We start from the raw sequence: 15,610 nt of genomic DNA, 5'->3' as shown, positions 1-15,610 counted from the left end.
TAATAATGATTATAAATTAATTCGATTTGACCTGAATAAAATCGATCACCTTCTCCATTAACAGCGGCGAAAGGAAGGCTTCAAGAAAAGACGATATAACCGACATGACAAGAATCAAAACGAGTACGAAAGCATATCTGCCAAACCAGTGAACAGGCGCTTCCGTAAGGCTCCTTTTCACAAACAGCTGTCTGATAAGCCTCATGGAAAATGCGATGGCGCATGTGCCCATGATCAAGTATGCCGGGATCAGGAGAAGATTTTGCGGGAGCACGGAGACAAACGACAGGAAAAAACCGTTGATCCCCATTTGATTCACTAAAAAACCGACCGTAAAACCGACAACGATCCCTTTTAAAAAGACCATGATAAATATGACGGGCAGGCCGATGACCGAGATTCCGAGAATCCACATCAATCCAAGATACTTCATATTATGAAGAAGGCTCTGCAAAAACATGTCTTTCGAGCTTGCCGCTTTTCCTTGTGAGAGTTGTCCAAAAAATTGGTTCAAATAATAAAACAAATCTTCCTTTTGGCTGATCGTCATGCTGTTGACAATAACCGCACCGAAAATCACACCCATTAAAAATAATACGGAGACGAATAAATAGATCGACAAATGGTCTTTCATATGCTGAAATATAAGCTCTTTCATCGAGTGCTTCCGCATGTATCTTCCTCCCAGACGCGCTTTTGATTTTAATAGATTGTATGAGAGAAAAGAGAGCAGCATGACTTTTTTATATAAAAAAGGAAGGCAAAAAAGCGTCTGCCTTCCCAAAACCGTTTTCAGATGTTCGCTTACCCGCCGCCGTCGGTTTTCACCGTCTTATTAGCGGCCATTACAAACGGCAGGTAAATGATCGTTGAAATGGCGAGGCAGAGAAATCCGACGGCAAGCGCGGCCCAGTTCCCGCCCGTTCCGAGAAACGGAATCAGCGGTCCCGGGGTCGTCCACGGAACGGAATAGGCGATCGGCGGAATGATCTTAAAACTAATAAACAAATACCCGACTGACGTATTGACGGCCGGCACGATGATGAACGGAATCATAAAAATCGGATTTAACACAACCGGCAGGCCGAAAATGACGGGTTCATTAATATTGAACAGCCCCGGGCCGATCGAAAGCTTGCCGATGTCTTTATAATCCTTTCGCTTTGAAGCGATAAAGATCGCAATCAAAAGGCCGAGCGTCATCCCGGAGCCGCCGTAGTTGGCAAACGCATCATTCAGCGCCCATGTCGCCGGAAACGGAGCGTCCCATGCAGATCCTGTTTTAGCTGCAAAAGCAAGATTTTCGAGATTTGCTTCAGCAAAAATCGTTTCTCTGATCGCCGCAATCGTATTCGGTCCATGAATGCCGAAGAGCCACAGAAAATTGGCGACAATGCCGAGAAAAACAACCGTGAAAATGTTGGTCCCCATATCCCGTAAAGGCGCCTGCAGCAATGTATATACGAGTTCATGAAGCCCGTTTTTCGCAACGGACGTAAGAGCGAAGCTTACGATCGCAAAACCGATTGTGATGAAAATTATCGGAAACAGCACTTTAAACGTTCTGGCGACCGCCGGAGGCACCTGCGGAGGCATATGAATTTGCAGGCGCTTCGAATTGGCGAGTCTGCTGAAAACTTCGCCGACGATGATGCCGATGATTAAAGCGACGAACAGCCCTTGGGCGCCAAGCCATTTCATCGTTAAAAGGCTTTCATTGTCAATGAGCCGATACGGCGGATAGATGATAAAGTAGCATGACACTGCCGTCAGCCCCGAAAGAAGCTCATCAGCTTGCAATGAAATGGCGAGATTGCGTGCGACAAGGAATACGACAAAAACGGACATGATGTCAAGCGATCCCCGCAGAACAGGCGTAAAAACCGTCTGGTAATCGGCTAAATTCGGAAACAATTTGTCGAGAAATAAAATGTTGGCGATAAAACCGTCCGGAGACAAAATCGCAAAATTGAGCAACGTGATGATTGAGCCTGCCATGATAATCGGAAAACATAAAATAAAGGCGTCTCTGATCGCACAAATGTGCCGCTGTGAATTCAGCCTGGCCGCAATCGGAACCAAGAATCGCTCAACGGTTCGTTCAAATTTCTCCATAAATCCGCTCAAAATGACCCCCTCCTTTTATTTGATCAGCTGCAAAGCTTTCTCCAGTACAGCTTCGCCATTCATGGTTCCATAGTCCCTCATATCGATCACGGCTACGGGAACGTCCCCGGCCATTGATTCAACCTGAGATTTTTGATAGCGGACCTGCGGGCCCAACAGAACGATGTCGGCTTCGGCGGCCATCGTCCCGGCTTCTGCAACGGGCAGTGCCGTAATCTCAATTTCCTCTTCGAGCTGCTCAGCATGCTGTTTCATTCTGTTGACTAAGAGGCTTGTGGACATGCCTGCTGCGCAGACCAATAAGATTTTTTTCATTTGCAATCGATCCCTCCTTTTGTTTTACCGGGCGCCCGATATGGGAAACGCTTTCATTTCTCTTTCGGGAACTTGTAACCTGGTCTTTTATCCTATGATCAAAAGGGGCGGCTGTTTCTTGCAAAGCAAAAAATTTTTCGGACACCTTCTGATGATTTTTGGACAGCCTCTATAAACGCTCCCGGAAAAATTGTTCAGTTTATCCGATGTCATTCTAAGGTGACTGCGTTATATTTCATAGAAATATGTAGAACAGGGGGATGACAATGAACAAGGAAAACGCGCTAAGCAACAAAGATTTATTGCCGTTAGAGCCACAAGAACGAACATGGAAAGCCGTCAATTTCGCGTCGATTTGGATGGGCTGCATCCATAACATTCCGACATATGCCACGGTGGGCGGTTTAATTTCGATCGGGCTGTCTCCATGGCAGGTATTGGGGATTATTGCCGTGGCCTCTCTCGTCCTCTATGCCGCCCTTGCCCTGAACGGCCACGCAGGTGCAAAGTACGGCGTGCCTTTCCCCGTATTGATCAGATCTTCTTTCGGCATTTACGGCGCGAATATTCCCGCGCTGCTCCGCGGTTTTGTAGCCATTATGTGGTTCGGCATTCAAGCGTTTGCCGGAAGTACGGCGATTAACATCCTAATGCTGAATATATGGGGCGGCTGGAAAGACATAGGCGGAGATTGGAATCTGTTGGGACTTCATCTGTCAGGGCTTTTGTCATTTATTTTCTTTTGGGGGATTCATCTGCTTGTGCTGCATCATGGAATGGAATCGATCAAAAAATTTGAAGTTTGGGCAGGACCCCTGGTCTACCTCGTATTCGGAGGCATGGTTTGGTGGGCGGTCGATATTGCGGGCGGGCTCGGCCCCATTTATTCGCAGCCTGGAAAATTTCGAACGTTCAGCGAATTAATATGGCCTTTCCTCGCCGGGGTGACGGGAATTATCGGAATTTGGGCGACGCTGATCTTGAATATTCCCGACTTTACAAGATTCGCAACCTCCCAAAAAGAACAGATCAAGGGGCAGTTTTTCGGCTTGCCCGGAACGTTTGTGCTATTCGCATTCGCCAGCATTACCGTAACCTCGGGTTCACAGGTCGCCTTCGGAAAACCGCTGTGGGATGTCGTCGATATTCTGGCCCATTTTGACAATCCGTATGTCATCGCCCTTTCCGTCATTACGCTTTGCATCGCGGCGGTTTCGGTGAATGTGGCGGCAAACATCGTCTCTCCCGCTTATGATTTGGCCAATTTTTTACCAAAGTATATCGATTTTAAGCGGGGCAGCTATATCACCGCCGCTTTGGCCCTGTTTACGTTTCCGTGGAAGCTGATGGAAAACGAAGCAAGCGTGTTCTCGTTTCTCGGCACCATAGGCGGTATTTTGGGTCCTGTCGCGGGTGTAATGATTGCCGATTATTTCGTGATTCGAAAATGCACGATCCACGTCGACGAGCTGTATTCCGCAAGCGGGCGGTATATGTATTACAAAGGCTACAACTACCGGGCTTTCGCCGCTGTCGCGCTCGGGGCGTTTATGTCTTTAATCGGGAGCTGTATTCCCACGTTAAAGCCGTTCTACGATATATCCTGGTTCACGGGGGTAATTCTTGCATTTGGAACATATATCATCCTAATGCGCCTTCCCCCGCCTCTGGCGGTGCACACCGAAACGGCCGAATACGCTGTCGGCGGCAAGATGTAAACATGCGGCTGCGGGACGAGCTCTCCGTTTTGAATTTACTTTTTTATATGTTTATAGGATAATAGGCGAAAATCAATACGGAGGGATCCCCTGTGAATCCTATTTTGCTGGATTTTCCGGACAGCTTTCAAACCGGGCGTCTGCTTGTCAGAGCGCCGAAGGCCGGTGACGGCAAAGCCGTTTGCGACGCGATCCGAACGTCTTTAGCTGAGCTTAAACCGTGGATGCCGTTTGCAAGAGAGGAACCGAAAGAAGACGAAGTCGAAATCAACATCAGGCGTGCCCAGGCTGATTTTATTTTGCGCAAAGACTTGAGGATGCACATTTTTCATAGGGAAACAGGCCGATTTGTCGGAAGCACAGGGCTTCACCGCATGAACTGGGAAGCCCGGAGGTTTGAGATCGGCTACTGGTGCAGCACCGCACATGCGGGACAAGGATACATGACAGAAGCAATTCAAGGACTCATTGATTTTGCCCGTCGCCATCTCGGAGCAAAGCGGCTGGAAATATGCTGCGACAGCCTCAATCTGAAAAGCAGAAAAATGGCTGAGCGCCTCGGTTTCGAGCTTGAGGCCGTGCTGCGGAGCGATGACCTGTCGAACGACCGAAGCGAATACAGAGATACGTGTTTATATGCGGCCGTATTCTAAATCATCTTCAATATAAAAAAGGCTCGACTTTTTGTTGAGCCTCTTGTCGTTTGATTATGGTTTTCGCCAATATACCGAATAAGGATCGATGGAAACGAGGATCGATTCATCCAGGCCTTGTTCTTTAAGGAAATCGAGCACGGCAGCATGGCAGCCCTTTAGAGAGAAATCATCGATGATGACAAAACCGCCCTTTGATACTTTTCCGTACAAATTGGCCAAACTGTCCATTGTCGATTCATACATATCGCCGTCCAGCCGTAAAATGGCGAGCCGCTCAATAGGCGCCTCAGGCAGCGTATCTTTAAACCAGCCTTTCAAAAATTGAACGTTTTCATCAAGCAGATCGTATTTTTCAAAGTTGCGCCTTACTTCCTCCAGCGATACCCTTAAAAAATCAACCTCATGATGGCGGTCCCCCGTATCCTGGGGATATTTTTCGATATCCGGCGCCGGCAGGCCTTCGAACGAATCGGCCACCCATACCGTACGGCCGTCTTCTCCATGAACTTTTAAAAAGCCTTTCATAAAAATGCAGGCTCCGCCCCGCCATACGCCTGTTTCAATAAAGTCTCCCGCTATGTTTTCTTGTAAAACCGTCTCCATGCACATTTGCAAGTGATTCATCCGCACCCGGCCGATCATGCTGTGTGCAATCGGCGGCCAATCTGTTCCCGTTCTCCGCAATTCCGGATTTGGGACGACGCAGCGTACGATTTTCAAATCGTTTAATCCGGTTTCTTTTTGCAGCGATTCGGGGACAGGCACACCGATCGGAATATATCGTTCATGCTCCTGCCAAATTTCGAATAAGACCGTTTTTTTTAACAGTTCGAGATACATTTGCTTTGCCTGGTCCATTCCATTTATGCCCCCTCGTGTTCAACATGTTCTTAACATGTTATGCCAGGGGCAAAAAACGCGTTCTGATGACGTCATCCAAAATACGGAAAATCATTGTTGCCTTGAGGCGCCGGAAAAGCTTTTGACCATGTCAACGTGAGGGATGCCGTCTTCCAGATAGACTTCCGATACTTCCTTAAACCCGAACGACCCGTAGAATGAACGCAAATAGTCCTGACCTTTAATTTTGACCGCTTTTTCTTTCCATTCGTTTTCCAAAAAGCTGAGGGCTTTGTCCAGAAGGGCCTTTGCATGGCCTTTTCCCCTGTCCCGGCTGCGGACGATGACGCGGCCGATCGATGCTTCATCATAAACCTCGCCGCTCCGAAACAGTCTGCAATAAGCCAAAATCGCGCTTCCTTCGGCCAGATACAAGTGATGCGCCTTTTGATCCATATCATCAAGCTCGTGGTAAGGACAGTCTTGCTCGACGATAAAAACGTCGATTCGGAGCTTTACGATTTGATACAGCTCTTCTTTCGACAATTCCTCAAACGATTTCAGTTTCCAGTCCATCTCGCTATCCCCTTTTTACTTTTCCGTAGGTTCCGCCGCCTCCGGCCTCAAGCTCCATGTCTCCCTTTCTCGCTTTGATCAGAAGCTTGGCCGTCTGCGGACGCAGCATGCCGAGAAGATCGTCTTCGGCCACATGATGAAGAATGTTCATCTCGGTTCCGAAGGCCTCCTTCAGCTTCTCGATCGTTTTCGGACCGATGCCGGGAATCATCTGAAGCGGCACCTGGTGGATGTACGGCGGCCGCTTGACCGGGCTTTCGTCCTGATCATAAAGCTCCTCAAGGCGCGTTTTGACTCCTTTTGTAAATTTTGCGCTGCCGCACCCTTTGCACGTCTTCTCATCCGCCTCTTTCAGGAGGCCGCAAGATTCGCAGGCAGTTTGGTAATATTTTCCGAGCTCAGGATTCATCCCGTAGTTTGCGGCAACTGAGCGGCCCTCTTCGCCCTTTAACGCCAGCGAAAATTCTTTAAAACTCGCGTGCTTCATCTTCAGCTTGTTGTACTCCCTGCCGATTTTTCCGAGCGAATGGGCATCTGAATTGGTCAGGAAACAATAGGCGTTCAGCTCTGATACGTGCGACGCCATGTGCGTATCGCTGCTCAGCCCGAGCTCGACCGCATCAATCAGACATTCATCAAATACCTCTTTCAGAGACGACTTGACTCCTTTTCCGTACAAACTTTTATGGGGGGTAAAAATATGGGCGGGGATGAATAAGCCGCCGAGTTCTTTTACCGTTTGCTGAAGGCGGAGCCCTGTCTCATAGATGCGCTGTGAGCTGAGATGAATGTTCGTCACTCTTTTTGAAAGCCATTCGGAAAAGCGCTTCATTTTTTCGATCGTCGGCATGAATGCCAAAACGTGAATCGGACCGCGGCACTTCTCGTCATAAATCTCAATTTCCGCCCCGCAAAGCAGCACGGTTTCTTTATATTGGATGCCGCCGTCGGCAAGTTCCGTATAACGGCCGCTTGCCACCCCTTTTTCGATTTCGGCCAGCACTTCCGGCGAGTGGCAGTCAATAATGCCGATCAGCCCCATTCCTTTATGTTCGCTTGCTTCTATCAAAATCTCGTCAAGGGTAAGCGATCTGGCCGCCGTGATTTTAACCGGCCGGCCTGATTCGGTCTGCCCGATATGAATATGCATGTCTGCGAATATTTCTTTCATTTCTTCGCCTGCAGCGCTTCGCGCAGCTCTAAATACTGAATGGCATAAGCCGTTTTCGCATCGTAAATATCCCGGCTTTCCACAAGCTTCCGCGCGTCGGCAAGCGGCACCTCCATCACTTCGACAAATTCGTCTTCGTCAAGCTCCCGTTTTTCTTCAAGACGGGTCAGCTGTTCGGCAAAATACAGATGGACCAATTCGTCCGCAAACCCGGGAGATGTATAAAAAGCAGTGATTTTCTCTAGTTTCGCCGCCGTGTATCCCGTTTCTTCCTCAAGCTCTCTGAGGGCGGTATATTCAGGCTTTTCGCCTTTTTCGAGCTTCCCGGCGGGGATTTCAACAATCGTCCGTTCGAGCGCTTTTCTGTACTGTTTGACGAAGATGATGTTTCCGTCATCCGTCAGCGCCAAAACTGCCACGGCCCCCGGATGCTTTACGATTTCCCGCTTGCCCGTTTTGCCGTTCGGCAGTTCGACATCTTCAAGATAAAGATCGATTACCTTGCCTGAAAAAAGCTTTTCTTTTGAAATGGTTGTTTCCTCTAAATGTTTCAGTTTGATCATCTCCTACGTTCTGTTGCTGCTCTTTATCCCATACATTTTATCATACACCATCAAGGGAGGTGGCGCCATGAAGGTCTATCGCCTGCCGAACGGAATCGTGATGTCCGGAAAAGCGTGGGAAATCCGCGCCAAACTGAAGGAATACGGCCGGTTTTATCGATATGTGAAGGATTGGGTCATTTCCCCTTAGGCCGGGCTTTGACAAACATTTGGGCGATATGAAATAATACTCGTGAGTAACATTACTTGCGAGTATTATTTTTTTGGGGGGATTCTATTTTGAAATCCGGAAAAGGACGCAAAGGACAGGAGAGCCGGAAACGTTTGCTTAAAGCAGCCGCGAATGAATTTTCGCTTCACGGATTTCACGACACCAAGGTCAGTACAATTGTGAAAAGAGCCGGACTGACGCAGCCCTCCTTCTATCTTTATTTTCAAAGTAAAGATGCCATCTTCGGGGAGTTAATAACCGACTTCCACTCTCATTTGAAAAAGCTGACAAAGTCATTCCGCCTGGAACAAGGAATAAACCAAGAAGATGTGTCACAACGGGTTTTGACTGCGGTGGAAACCGTTTTCGCGTTCCTTGCTGCAGACCCGGATTTAACCCGGATCGGCTTTTTTCTCAATCCAGACGCTAAAAAGGTGAAGAGCGATTTGGCGATGGCTTTGAAAGAGAACTTGGAAGCGGAACAACAGCTCGGCTACTTTCGCCCCGAGCTGGACATGGAAACGGTTGCCGAATGTTTGATCGGCATGATTGAACATCTGACAGATTCTTATTTGCTTCCCGGGACGAGAGATCCGGCAAGTCTTGCAATGCAGGTTGTCGATCTTTTGATGCAAGGAATGCGGCCTGGGCAAGCTTCAGAGTGAGGTAAAGTGATACCGATTGTGATGAAAGCCTGTTTGGCAGCTTTTATGTTCACCGGAGGCGTGATAAAGATTTTGCATGTCCCCTTTCAAGTAGAACATTGGCGCCATTATCAATACCCATTATGGTTTCTTACGGTTACCGGCTGTCTCGAAATCGCCGGGGCGCTTATAATGGCATGGGGAATATGGAACCCGAATTTAGCTGTCGCAGCAGGGATATTGTTCTTCTTGCTTATGATGGGAGCGATCCATGCGCACATTTTCCGGGCCCGTCAATCTGTTTTCACGGCGATTCCTGCGGCGATTTGTTCCATTGCCTCCGTCATCATCGTGTTGCTTGAGCTGAATGCAGGCTTTTAACGATTGTTTCAAGTGCCGATTAGTTGAAAACTTCGCTCCTTTATATTACGTTCAGGTAGAAGGAAGAAAGGAGTGAAGCGCGATGAAAAAACGGACGCTTGGACAATCTGATTTAAAAGTGAGCGAAGTCGGCCTCGGCTGTATGTCTCTCGGCACGGAAAAACAGCGCGCCTTATCCATTTTGGATGAAGCGCTTGAGCTTGGCATCAATTATTTGGATACTGCCGATTTATACGATTTTGGGCTTAACGAAGAAATCGTCGGGGAAGCCATCAAGTCGAGGCGCAAAGACGTCATCCTCGCCACAAAAGCGGGAAACCGCTGGAAGGAAGGAAAGCCGGGCTGGTTTTGGGACCCTTCAAAAGCTTACATAAAGGAAGCGGTCAAACGCAGCTTAAAGCGTCTGCAAACGGATTACATCGACCTTTATCAGCTTCACGGGGGAACGATCGAAGACAATATCGATGAAACGATCGAAGCCTTCGAAGAATTAAAAGAGGAAGGCGTCATCCGTTATTATGGAATCTCTTCTATACGCCCGAATGTCATTAAGGAATATGTCAAAAAATCAAGCATCATCACCGTCATGATGCAGTACAGCTTATTGGACCGCCGCCCTGAGGAATGGCTTCCTATCCTTGAAGAAAACGGAATCAGCGTGATTGCAAGAGGACCGCTGGCTAAAGGACTCCTCACGGAAAAGCCCGTCTCCGAGGCAAACGCCGATATAAAGAGTAACGGCTATTTATCCTATTCGTATGAGGAGCTTGTCAAAACAAAAGCGGATATAGAAAAAACGGCGCCGGATCTGACCGCGACCGAAACCGCCATGAAATATATCCTCGCCCAGCCCGCTGTCGGCGCGGTGATCCCCGGGGCTAGCAAACTCGAACAGCTGAGGGAAAACGTCAAAGCCGCAAGTGCTCGCCCGCTGACGGAGCAGGAAATCAAAGCGCTTCGTTTTTACACGAAACGCGATGTGTATACGGCCCACCGCGAATAACAAACGGAAAGCACCGTCTCCCCTATAGACGGTGCTTATGCTTTCATTCGCAATCGGGATTTCCCTGTTGATGTTGGCGGCCCTCGTCATGAGTGGGATCGCATTGTTCGTAAACGGCACCATATATTTCTTTCATCATTCGTTGCCGCATTTTGAATCGGCGCGCTTCGTAACTATGCCTTCAATCTCATTCTTCCCGATCTCATCTGAAGTTATCTCTAACATAGCCGAGGACACCATCAACTATCCTAATGTAAGGATGACCTATTTTAGGCCGGCGAAGCGAAAAAGGCGCATACTAATCAGATGAGAACGTCTTCGGGACTGAAAGCGTTCCGTCATGGCTTCGCCGGGCGCCACACGGATCAAGGACGGTGAGTTTTCCTTCTACAATCCGGCTTATTTTTTACCACCATGAGACCATATCACCACTGGAATCAGGAATAAGGATAAAATCCCTCCAGCAAATGATAATGCTGGATAGCTTGAGCCTGCCACAATCATTCCAGACAATGCTCCGCCGGCAGCTCCTGACAGCGCAATCAAAACATCCACTGTACCTTGAGTTTTAGCCCGTGTGGAAGTTTCTGTTGAATCGACAATAAGTGCAGTCCCGCTTATCAAACCAAAATTCCATCCTAATCCAAGTAAAGAAAGGGCAATTACTAGAGGAACCATAGAATCTCCTGATGCAAATGCTGATATTAAACCTGCCAGAAGCAACGTAGTTCCAGACGCAACAGCCATCGCTGTACGCCCCAGCTTATCAACAAGGACACCTGTAACCAGTGAAGGAAGATACATGGCGCCTATGTGAAAACCAATAACTAGACCTACTGCACCCAAGCCATGTCCATGATGCCTCATATGAACCGGTGTCATTGTCATAATAGCCACCATTACAATTTGAGTAAGAACCATAATCGTTGCACCGACGATTATGCCTCTTTTGTTTGCTGTATGTTCAGTTGTTGCTGAATGTCGTTTACCGCTGGGTTCTTGGCTGGTCGCTTCTATAGATCTTGCTATAACCAATGGATCTGGACGAAGCATGATGAAAAGGACAACACCTGCCAGGATATATGCTGCTGCTAAAATGAAAGGACCGGCAAGTGATGGAACACCAATAGAAAGAGCGAAATTACCCATCACATTGACTAAATTCGGACCTGCAACTGCACCAAATGTTGTAAACACCATCGTAATACTAACAGCAGTCGCCCGCTGTTTAGGATTTGCCAAGTCCGTACCTGCATAACGAGCTTGTAAATTTGTCGCTGTTCCTGCACCATAAATAAGCAATGAAGCAAATAACAGAAAAACACTGTTTATTAGTGCTGCAATGATGACTCCTATTGCTCCAAGACCGCCAATCATAAAACCGGCTGATAGACCTGTTCGACGGCCATAACGTTGAGAAAGTCTCCCAACAAATAATGCAGCTCCTGCCGACCCTAAAGTAAATAAAGCAGAAGGTACACCGGCAAATGCATCTGTACCAAGCATTTGCTGTGCAATAAGGGCACCGACAGTAACGCCAGCTGCTAATCCTGCACCGCCAAAAATTTGCGAAATACTTACAATGAATAATGTACGCTTGTATAACGTTTTTTGTTTTTCAGGAGAACGAATGTAGCTTTGTAACGAAGCTGTTTGGAAGTCTAATGATTTTACACTATCCTTTTGTAACATATTCTGACCCGCCTTTCGAAAACCTATTTCTATATCTAATCCTCCAACTTGATTTGGATCATCGTAACACGCGCAAAAAAACCATACAATAATATAATTGTATGGCAAACAATATTAGGTAAGATCGTTTAGCAAACGTGTAAGGATCATTAATCCCCGCTCCAGCTCTTCGAGCGTTTTTGGTGCGCATACAGAAACCCTTACAGCCCTTTCCGGACGACTATTTCCAACCACAAAGCGTTCAGCCGCATACACTTGCACTCCATGTTGTGCAGCTAATTTTTCAAATTCAGCACCTGTCATTTTACCTGGCAACAACAGCCAGCGAAAGATGCCCGTTTCAACACCTAAACATGTATATTCCGCAAAATATCGATTTACGATTTGGTTTCTGCGAATGGTTTGTTCCCGATGACCTTCAATTAAGACTTCAAATTGATTCGATACAATCGTACGTGCTGTAAGTTCTGATAACAGCGGGGAAACTGTTATATTTAAATTATAAAGCGCCTTCGAAATGGGTTCTTTAAATTGACCCGGCACTGCCACATAGGCTAGCCTCAACCCCGGTGCTAATGATTTAGATAAACTTGCAATATGGATAACCTGTTCCGGCGCAAATGATGCAAGTGCTGGAAGCGGATTTTTGCCCAGAAGATGGTACGATGCATCTTCAATAACAAACAGATTGTATTTCTTTGCAATGTCTGCAATCATCCTTCGATTCTCAACAGACATAAAGGAAGCTGTCGGATTATGATAATCCGGGATCAAATAAATGCCTTTAATATTTTCATTTTTACACGCATATTCAAGTGACTCCGGACTCATTTCATCATTCTCTGATTTTATCGGTACGATTTGCACACTAAGCATTGCTGCAACGGTTTTTAAGCCGGGGTACGTATGATGGTCAACACCAATGCGGTCTCCAGGCTTACAAAGACTCGCCAATGTAGCAGCAATCGCATTTTGCCCCCCGTTTGCAAATAAAATGCGGTCAACGGCTGTTTCAAACCCACCCCTTCGGATTAACTTTACAGCTGCATCCTTTTGCCAAAGGCTTTCGCCTGCCCGGCCATAACTAAACCATTTTTCATAATCAGTCTCTTGCACCATACTTTTTAGTTGGAGTAGCAGCGGCTCGTAAGAAGCATTATCTGGTAGTGTTGCTCCCATTTCAATTAAATGCTTCGGCTTTGTATCTTCAAGTAAATACGCATTCGATAACGCATCATACGATACAAAGGTGCCGCTTCCGACAGTTGCACTTAGCAAGCCCTTTAACTCGCAAACTTTAAACGCTTTCGAAATGGTACTTACATTTAAATCCAAATAATCGGCCAGTTCTCGCTGTGGAGGAAGTTTTGTTCCAGGTAATAAAACTCCGTCTAATATATCCTGTTCCAATTTCCCTGCAAGTGCTTTATAAATGGGCTTTTCAGTTTTATCAATCGATGGCTTCCAGCTCATCGGATAGTTTTCAAAAGAATTAAACGGCATGATATGCATCCTTTTTCACTCAATTATATGATTGTGTCGTTTATAAAACAATTTAACTTTCATATTTTATGCCTTTAGCTAATGTCAGAGTAGCGATTCTTTTGACTTTAATTTTTCGAAAACAGCTAAGCTGAGGCGTTCGGCTTGTTTCCTCCCCTCCTTCAAAACACGTTGGGATTCATCTTCGGATATGAGCGGGTTCATCAAAAGCGATATGCAGCATCAATTGACCAAGCTTGGATGGCACCGCGGCATTCTTTCGCATTTTTGCGATGGTTTTCCATATATGGATCATTTATAATTGTGCTGGCAATCTATTTTAAATAGAAAGGAGAATTGAGTTTGAGAGTATGGTATTTTATTTTGTCGGCAGGCATTTTAACTTGCATTATCATCGCCGCGGCTTTCGATAAGACACAGGCGAATGAAGAAGAACCGGCAAACTGCTTATATGTTTCTCCAAATGGAAATGATCAAAATGAAGGAACGAAAGAAAAGCCGTTCCGTACATTGGCGCATGCCGCAAAAGAAGCTGTTGCCGGCACAACCGTGCTGATTCGGGAAGGTACGTACAAAGAAACGCTTGACATAAAGCACAGCGGTACAGAGGGAAAACCTATTACGTTCCGCAACTATCAGAATGAACAGGCCGTGATTAAGGGAGACTTTGTTACGGGCGCGAAATACGAAACACCGTTAGTTCGCGTTCACAATAAACATTACGTTACAATCAGCGGTCTGACGATTCAGGATCTTTCTGTTTCATCTGAAGAAGCAACCGCCATGGGAATTTACGTTTCAGGCTCAAGCAGTCATATTACCATTAAGAACAACCATATCCGGGATATTAAGACAACGGCGGATGAAGGCAATGCCCACGGAATTGCAGTCTATGGAACCGGCAGTATGAAAGACATCAGCATCCAAGGCAATACGGTTGAAAAACTGACGCTCGGAGCGAGTGAAGCAGTAGTCCTGAACGGAAACATCGACGGTTTCACGATCAGCGGCAATGTGGTCCGTGACAATAACAACATCGGTATTGATCTTATCGGCTATGAAGGAACTGCGGATCAAAACGATTATGCGCGAAACGGCGTCATCGAAAATAATACGGTTTACCGCAACTCAACTTACGGAAATCCTGCTTATGGAGATGATTACTCAGCGGGCGGAATATATGTCGATGGAGGAAAAAGCATTGAAATTAAGAACAATACCGTTTACGAAAACGATCTCGGTATTGAAGCAACGTCTGAACATAAAGGGAAATACGCCGAGGATATTCACATAACCGGCAACAAGGTGTATCAGAACGCTTATACCGGCATTTCAATCGGCGGATATGACAAAAACCGTGGAGGCACCGTCAATTCTGTCATCGCCCGCAATATTGTTTACCGTAATGACACCAAAGGGCTGTATGGCGGGCAGCTGCTGCTTCAGCACGATACAAAAAACAACAAAATTGAAAAGAATATCGTAACGGCCGGCGATTCGCGATTATTTATCGTAAACGAATTTTCGACAAATGAAGGAAATACGGTCAACCATAACGTTTATCATAAAGAAGCTGGAGAAGACGGATTATGGATGTGGAAAAAGAAGGAGTACGACTCATTTTCCTCATATCAAAAGACAACCGGCAATGATCTTGGCTCTATTTATGCCGATCCGATGTATCGCGACGAAGAGTCTTATGATTTTACGTTAGATCCGGATTCACCGGCTCGATCCGTCATTGAGTAAAGCACATGTTGTAAAAAACAGCGTTCTATTCCGGTTAACGGAGAACGCTGTTTTTTCTTTACACCAATTGATCGAAAAGCTCCAACGCCGCGACAAGGCCGGCCTGGTGTTTTACTTATACTGCCTCCAGTCGAGCGCGCTCTCATTCAGCAGCTCCTCGAAGCTCTTGTTTTTCTCCTTTTCTTTCCGCTGCTTGATGAGGCGTTCCCTCTCACTCGCTTGTCTCTTTTCGCCTTCTTCCTTTAGCTCTGTTTTCATTTGCTGAAGCTTTTGCTTTAAATCATCGGCGAGCGCGTCCTTCAGCTGCTGTTTATCTGATGTTTCATGTTTTTTCTTTCCCACGCCATTCCCTCCGTTCATCCGGTTTGTGATGTTAGTGTATCAGGAAGAAACGGATTTTCTCAAGCAGAACACTTGTACATCAGCGCCTAAAGCTTGGGCATTTTCACTTTTGATGTGCT

Annotated in this window: 17 protein-coding genes; 7 read left to right on the top strand and 10 right to left on the bottom strand. The window is 46.6% G+C overall.

Translation table 11 applies throughout. The features are described from left to right. Positions 1 to 16: 16 nt before the first annotated feature. The 3 genes from spoIIM to MHB78_RS10445 all read right to left on the bottom strand — a co-directional run bounded on the left by spoIIM (position 17) and on the right by MHB78_RS10445 (position 2,442). Positions 17 to 673: a stage II sporulation protein M gene (gene spoIIM, locus MHB78_RS10455; protein WP_046129796.1), complete on the bottom strand. Its 657-nt coding sequence runs from the start codon at positions 671 to 673 to the stop codon at positions 17 to 19. A gap of 131 nt (positions 674 to 804) precedes the next feature. Further along, positions 805 to 2,115, bottom strand: a complete 1,311-nt coding sequence (locus MHB78_RS10450; protein ID WP_046129917.1) for a PTS sugar transporter subunit IIC — start codon at positions 2,113 to 2,115, stop codon at positions 805 to 807. Positions 2,116 to 2,142: 27 nt separating this feature from the next. Then, a complete protein-coding gene (locus tag MHB78_RS10445) occupies positions 2,143 to 2,442 on the bottom strand; it encodes a PTS sugar transporter subunit IIB (protein WP_046129916.1) in 300 nt (99 codons plus the stop codon). A gap of 260 nt (positions 2,443 to 2,702) precedes the next feature. Between MHB78_RS10445 and MHB78_RS10440 the strand changes: the two genes are divergently transcribed. After that, on the top strand, positions 2,703 to 4,160 hold the full coding sequence (locus tag MHB78_RS10440; protein WP_046129795.1) for an NCS1 family nucleobase:cation symporter-1: 1,458 nt from the start codon (positions 2,703 to 2,705) through the stop codon (positions 4,158 to 4,160). A 92-nt stretch (positions 4,161 to 4,252) separates the two neighbouring features. Further along, the gene (locus MHB78_RS10435; protein ID WP_046129794.1) at positions 4,253 to 4,813 is read left to right on the top strand and encodes a GNAT family N-acetyltransferase; all 561 of its coding nucleotides are present in this window, start codon (positions 4,253 to 4,255) and stop codon (positions 4,811 to 4,813) included. Positions 4,814 to 4,867: 54 nt separating this feature from the next. Here MHB78_RS10435 and MHB78_RS10430 read toward each other — a convergent pair whose 3' ends face one another. The 4 genes from MHB78_RS10430 to MHB78_RS10415 form a co-directional block, all read right to left on the bottom strand. Next, positions 4,868 to 5,674, bottom strand: coding sequence for a TylF/MycF family methyltransferase (locus MHB78_RS10430; RefSeq protein ID WP_046129793.1), 807 nt, complete (start codon positions 5,672 to 5,674; stop codon positions 4,868 to 4,870). A 93-nt stretch (positions 5,675 to 5,767) separates the two neighbouring features. Beyond that, positions 5,768 to 6,232, bottom strand: a complete 465-nt coding sequence (locus MHB78_RS10425) for a GNAT family N-acetyltransferase (RefSeq protein WP_046129792.1) — start codon at positions 6,230 to 6,232, stop codon at positions 5,768 to 5,770. Between the two features lie 4 nt (positions 6,233 to 6,236). Further along, entirely contained in the window at positions 6,237 to 7,403 is a 1,167-nt protein-coding gene (locus MHB78_RS10420; protein ID WP_065894572.1) for a TIGR00375 family protein, read from the bottom strand. Continuing rightward, positions 7,400 to 7,957, bottom strand: a complete 558-nt coding sequence (locus MHB78_RS10415) for an NUDIX hydrolase (protein ID WP_099047111.1) — start codon at positions 7,955 to 7,957, stop codon at positions 7,400 to 7,402. The genes MHB78_RS10420 and MHB78_RS10415 overlap by 4 nt, the downstream gene beginning before the upstream one ends. A gap of 76 nt (positions 7,958 to 8,033) precedes the next feature. Between MHB78_RS10415 and mciZ the strand changes: the two genes are divergently transcribed. From mciZ to MHB78_RS10395, 4 genes are all read left to right on the top strand, one after another. Then, the gene (gene mciZ, locus MHB78_RS10410) at positions 8,034 to 8,156 is read left to right on the top strand and encodes a Z-ring formation inhibitor MciZ (RefSeq protein WP_046129790.1); all 123 of its coding nucleotides are present in this window, start codon (positions 8,034 to 8,036) and stop codon (positions 8,154 to 8,156) included. An 89-nt stretch (positions 8,157 to 8,245) separates the two neighbouring features. Next, entirely contained in the window at positions 8,246 to 8,842 is a 597-nt protein-coding gene (locus tag MHB78_RS10405) for a TetR/AcrR family transcriptional regulator (protein ID WP_046129789.1), read from the top strand. A gap of 6 nt (positions 8,843 to 8,848) precedes the next feature. Further along, the gene (locus tag MHB78_RS10400) at positions 8,849 to 9,202 is read left to right on the top strand and encodes a DoxX family protein (protein ID WP_099047057.1); all 354 of its coding nucleotides are present in this window, start codon (positions 8,849 to 8,851) and stop codon (positions 9,200 to 9,202) included. 82 nt (positions 9,203 to 9,284) lie between these two features. Beyond that, positions 9,285 to 10,205 carry an aldo/keto reductase gene (locus tag MHB78_RS10395; RefSeq protein ID WP_046129788.1) on the top strand — a complete coding sequence of 307 codons (921 nt, stop codon included), beginning with the start codon at positions 9,285 to 9,287 and terminating at the stop codon, positions 10,203 to 10,205. A 399-nt stretch (positions 10,206 to 10,604) separates the two neighbouring features. Here MHB78_RS10395 and MHB78_RS10390 read toward each other — a convergent pair whose 3' ends face one another. Together MHB78_RS10390 and MHB78_RS10385 are read right to left on the bottom strand one after the other, a co-directional pair. Beyond that, complete coding sequence (locus MHB78_RS10390) at positions 10,605 to 11,897, bottom strand: MFS transporter (protein ID WP_046129787.1); 1,293 nt, start codon at positions 11,895 to 11,897, stop codon at positions 10,605 to 10,607. A 114-nt stretch (positions 11,898 to 12,011) separates the two neighbouring features. Beyond that, a complete protein-coding gene (locus MHB78_RS10385) occupies positions 12,012 to 13,400 on the bottom strand; it encodes a PLP-dependent aminotransferase family protein (RefSeq protein WP_046129786.1) in 1,389 nt (462 codons plus the stop codon). A 342-nt stretch (positions 13,401 to 13,742) separates the two neighbouring features. On the opposite strand from MHB78_RS10385, the gene MHB78_RS10380 reads away from it, so the two are divergent. Beyond that, positions 13,743 to 15,149 (top strand): right-handed parallel beta-helix repeat-containing protein, encoded by a 1,407-nt coding sequence (locus MHB78_RS10380; protein ID WP_065894573.1) that lies wholly within the window; start codon positions 13,743 to 13,745, stop codon positions 15,147 to 15,149. Positions 15,150 to 15,260: 111 nt separating this feature from the next. Here MHB78_RS10380 and MHB78_RS10375 read toward each other — a convergent pair whose 3' ends face one another. Continuing rightward, on the bottom strand, positions 15,261 to 15,509 hold the full coding sequence (locus tag MHB78_RS10375) for a YqkE family protein (protein WP_046129784.1): 249 nt from the start codon (positions 15,507 to 15,509) through the stop codon (positions 15,261 to 15,263). Positions 15,510 to 15,610: the final 101 nt, after the last annotated feature.

The organism is Bacillus sp. FSL K6-0138 (assembly GCF_037982765.1).
In the GTDB taxonomy this organism is placed as follows: domain Bacteria; phylum Bacillota; class Bacilli; order Bacillales; family Bacillaceae; genus Bacillus; species Bacillus glycinifermentans.
The sequence above is the reverse complement of the archived record's forward strand: the minus strand, read 5'-3'. Positions and strand labels throughout refer to the sequence as shown.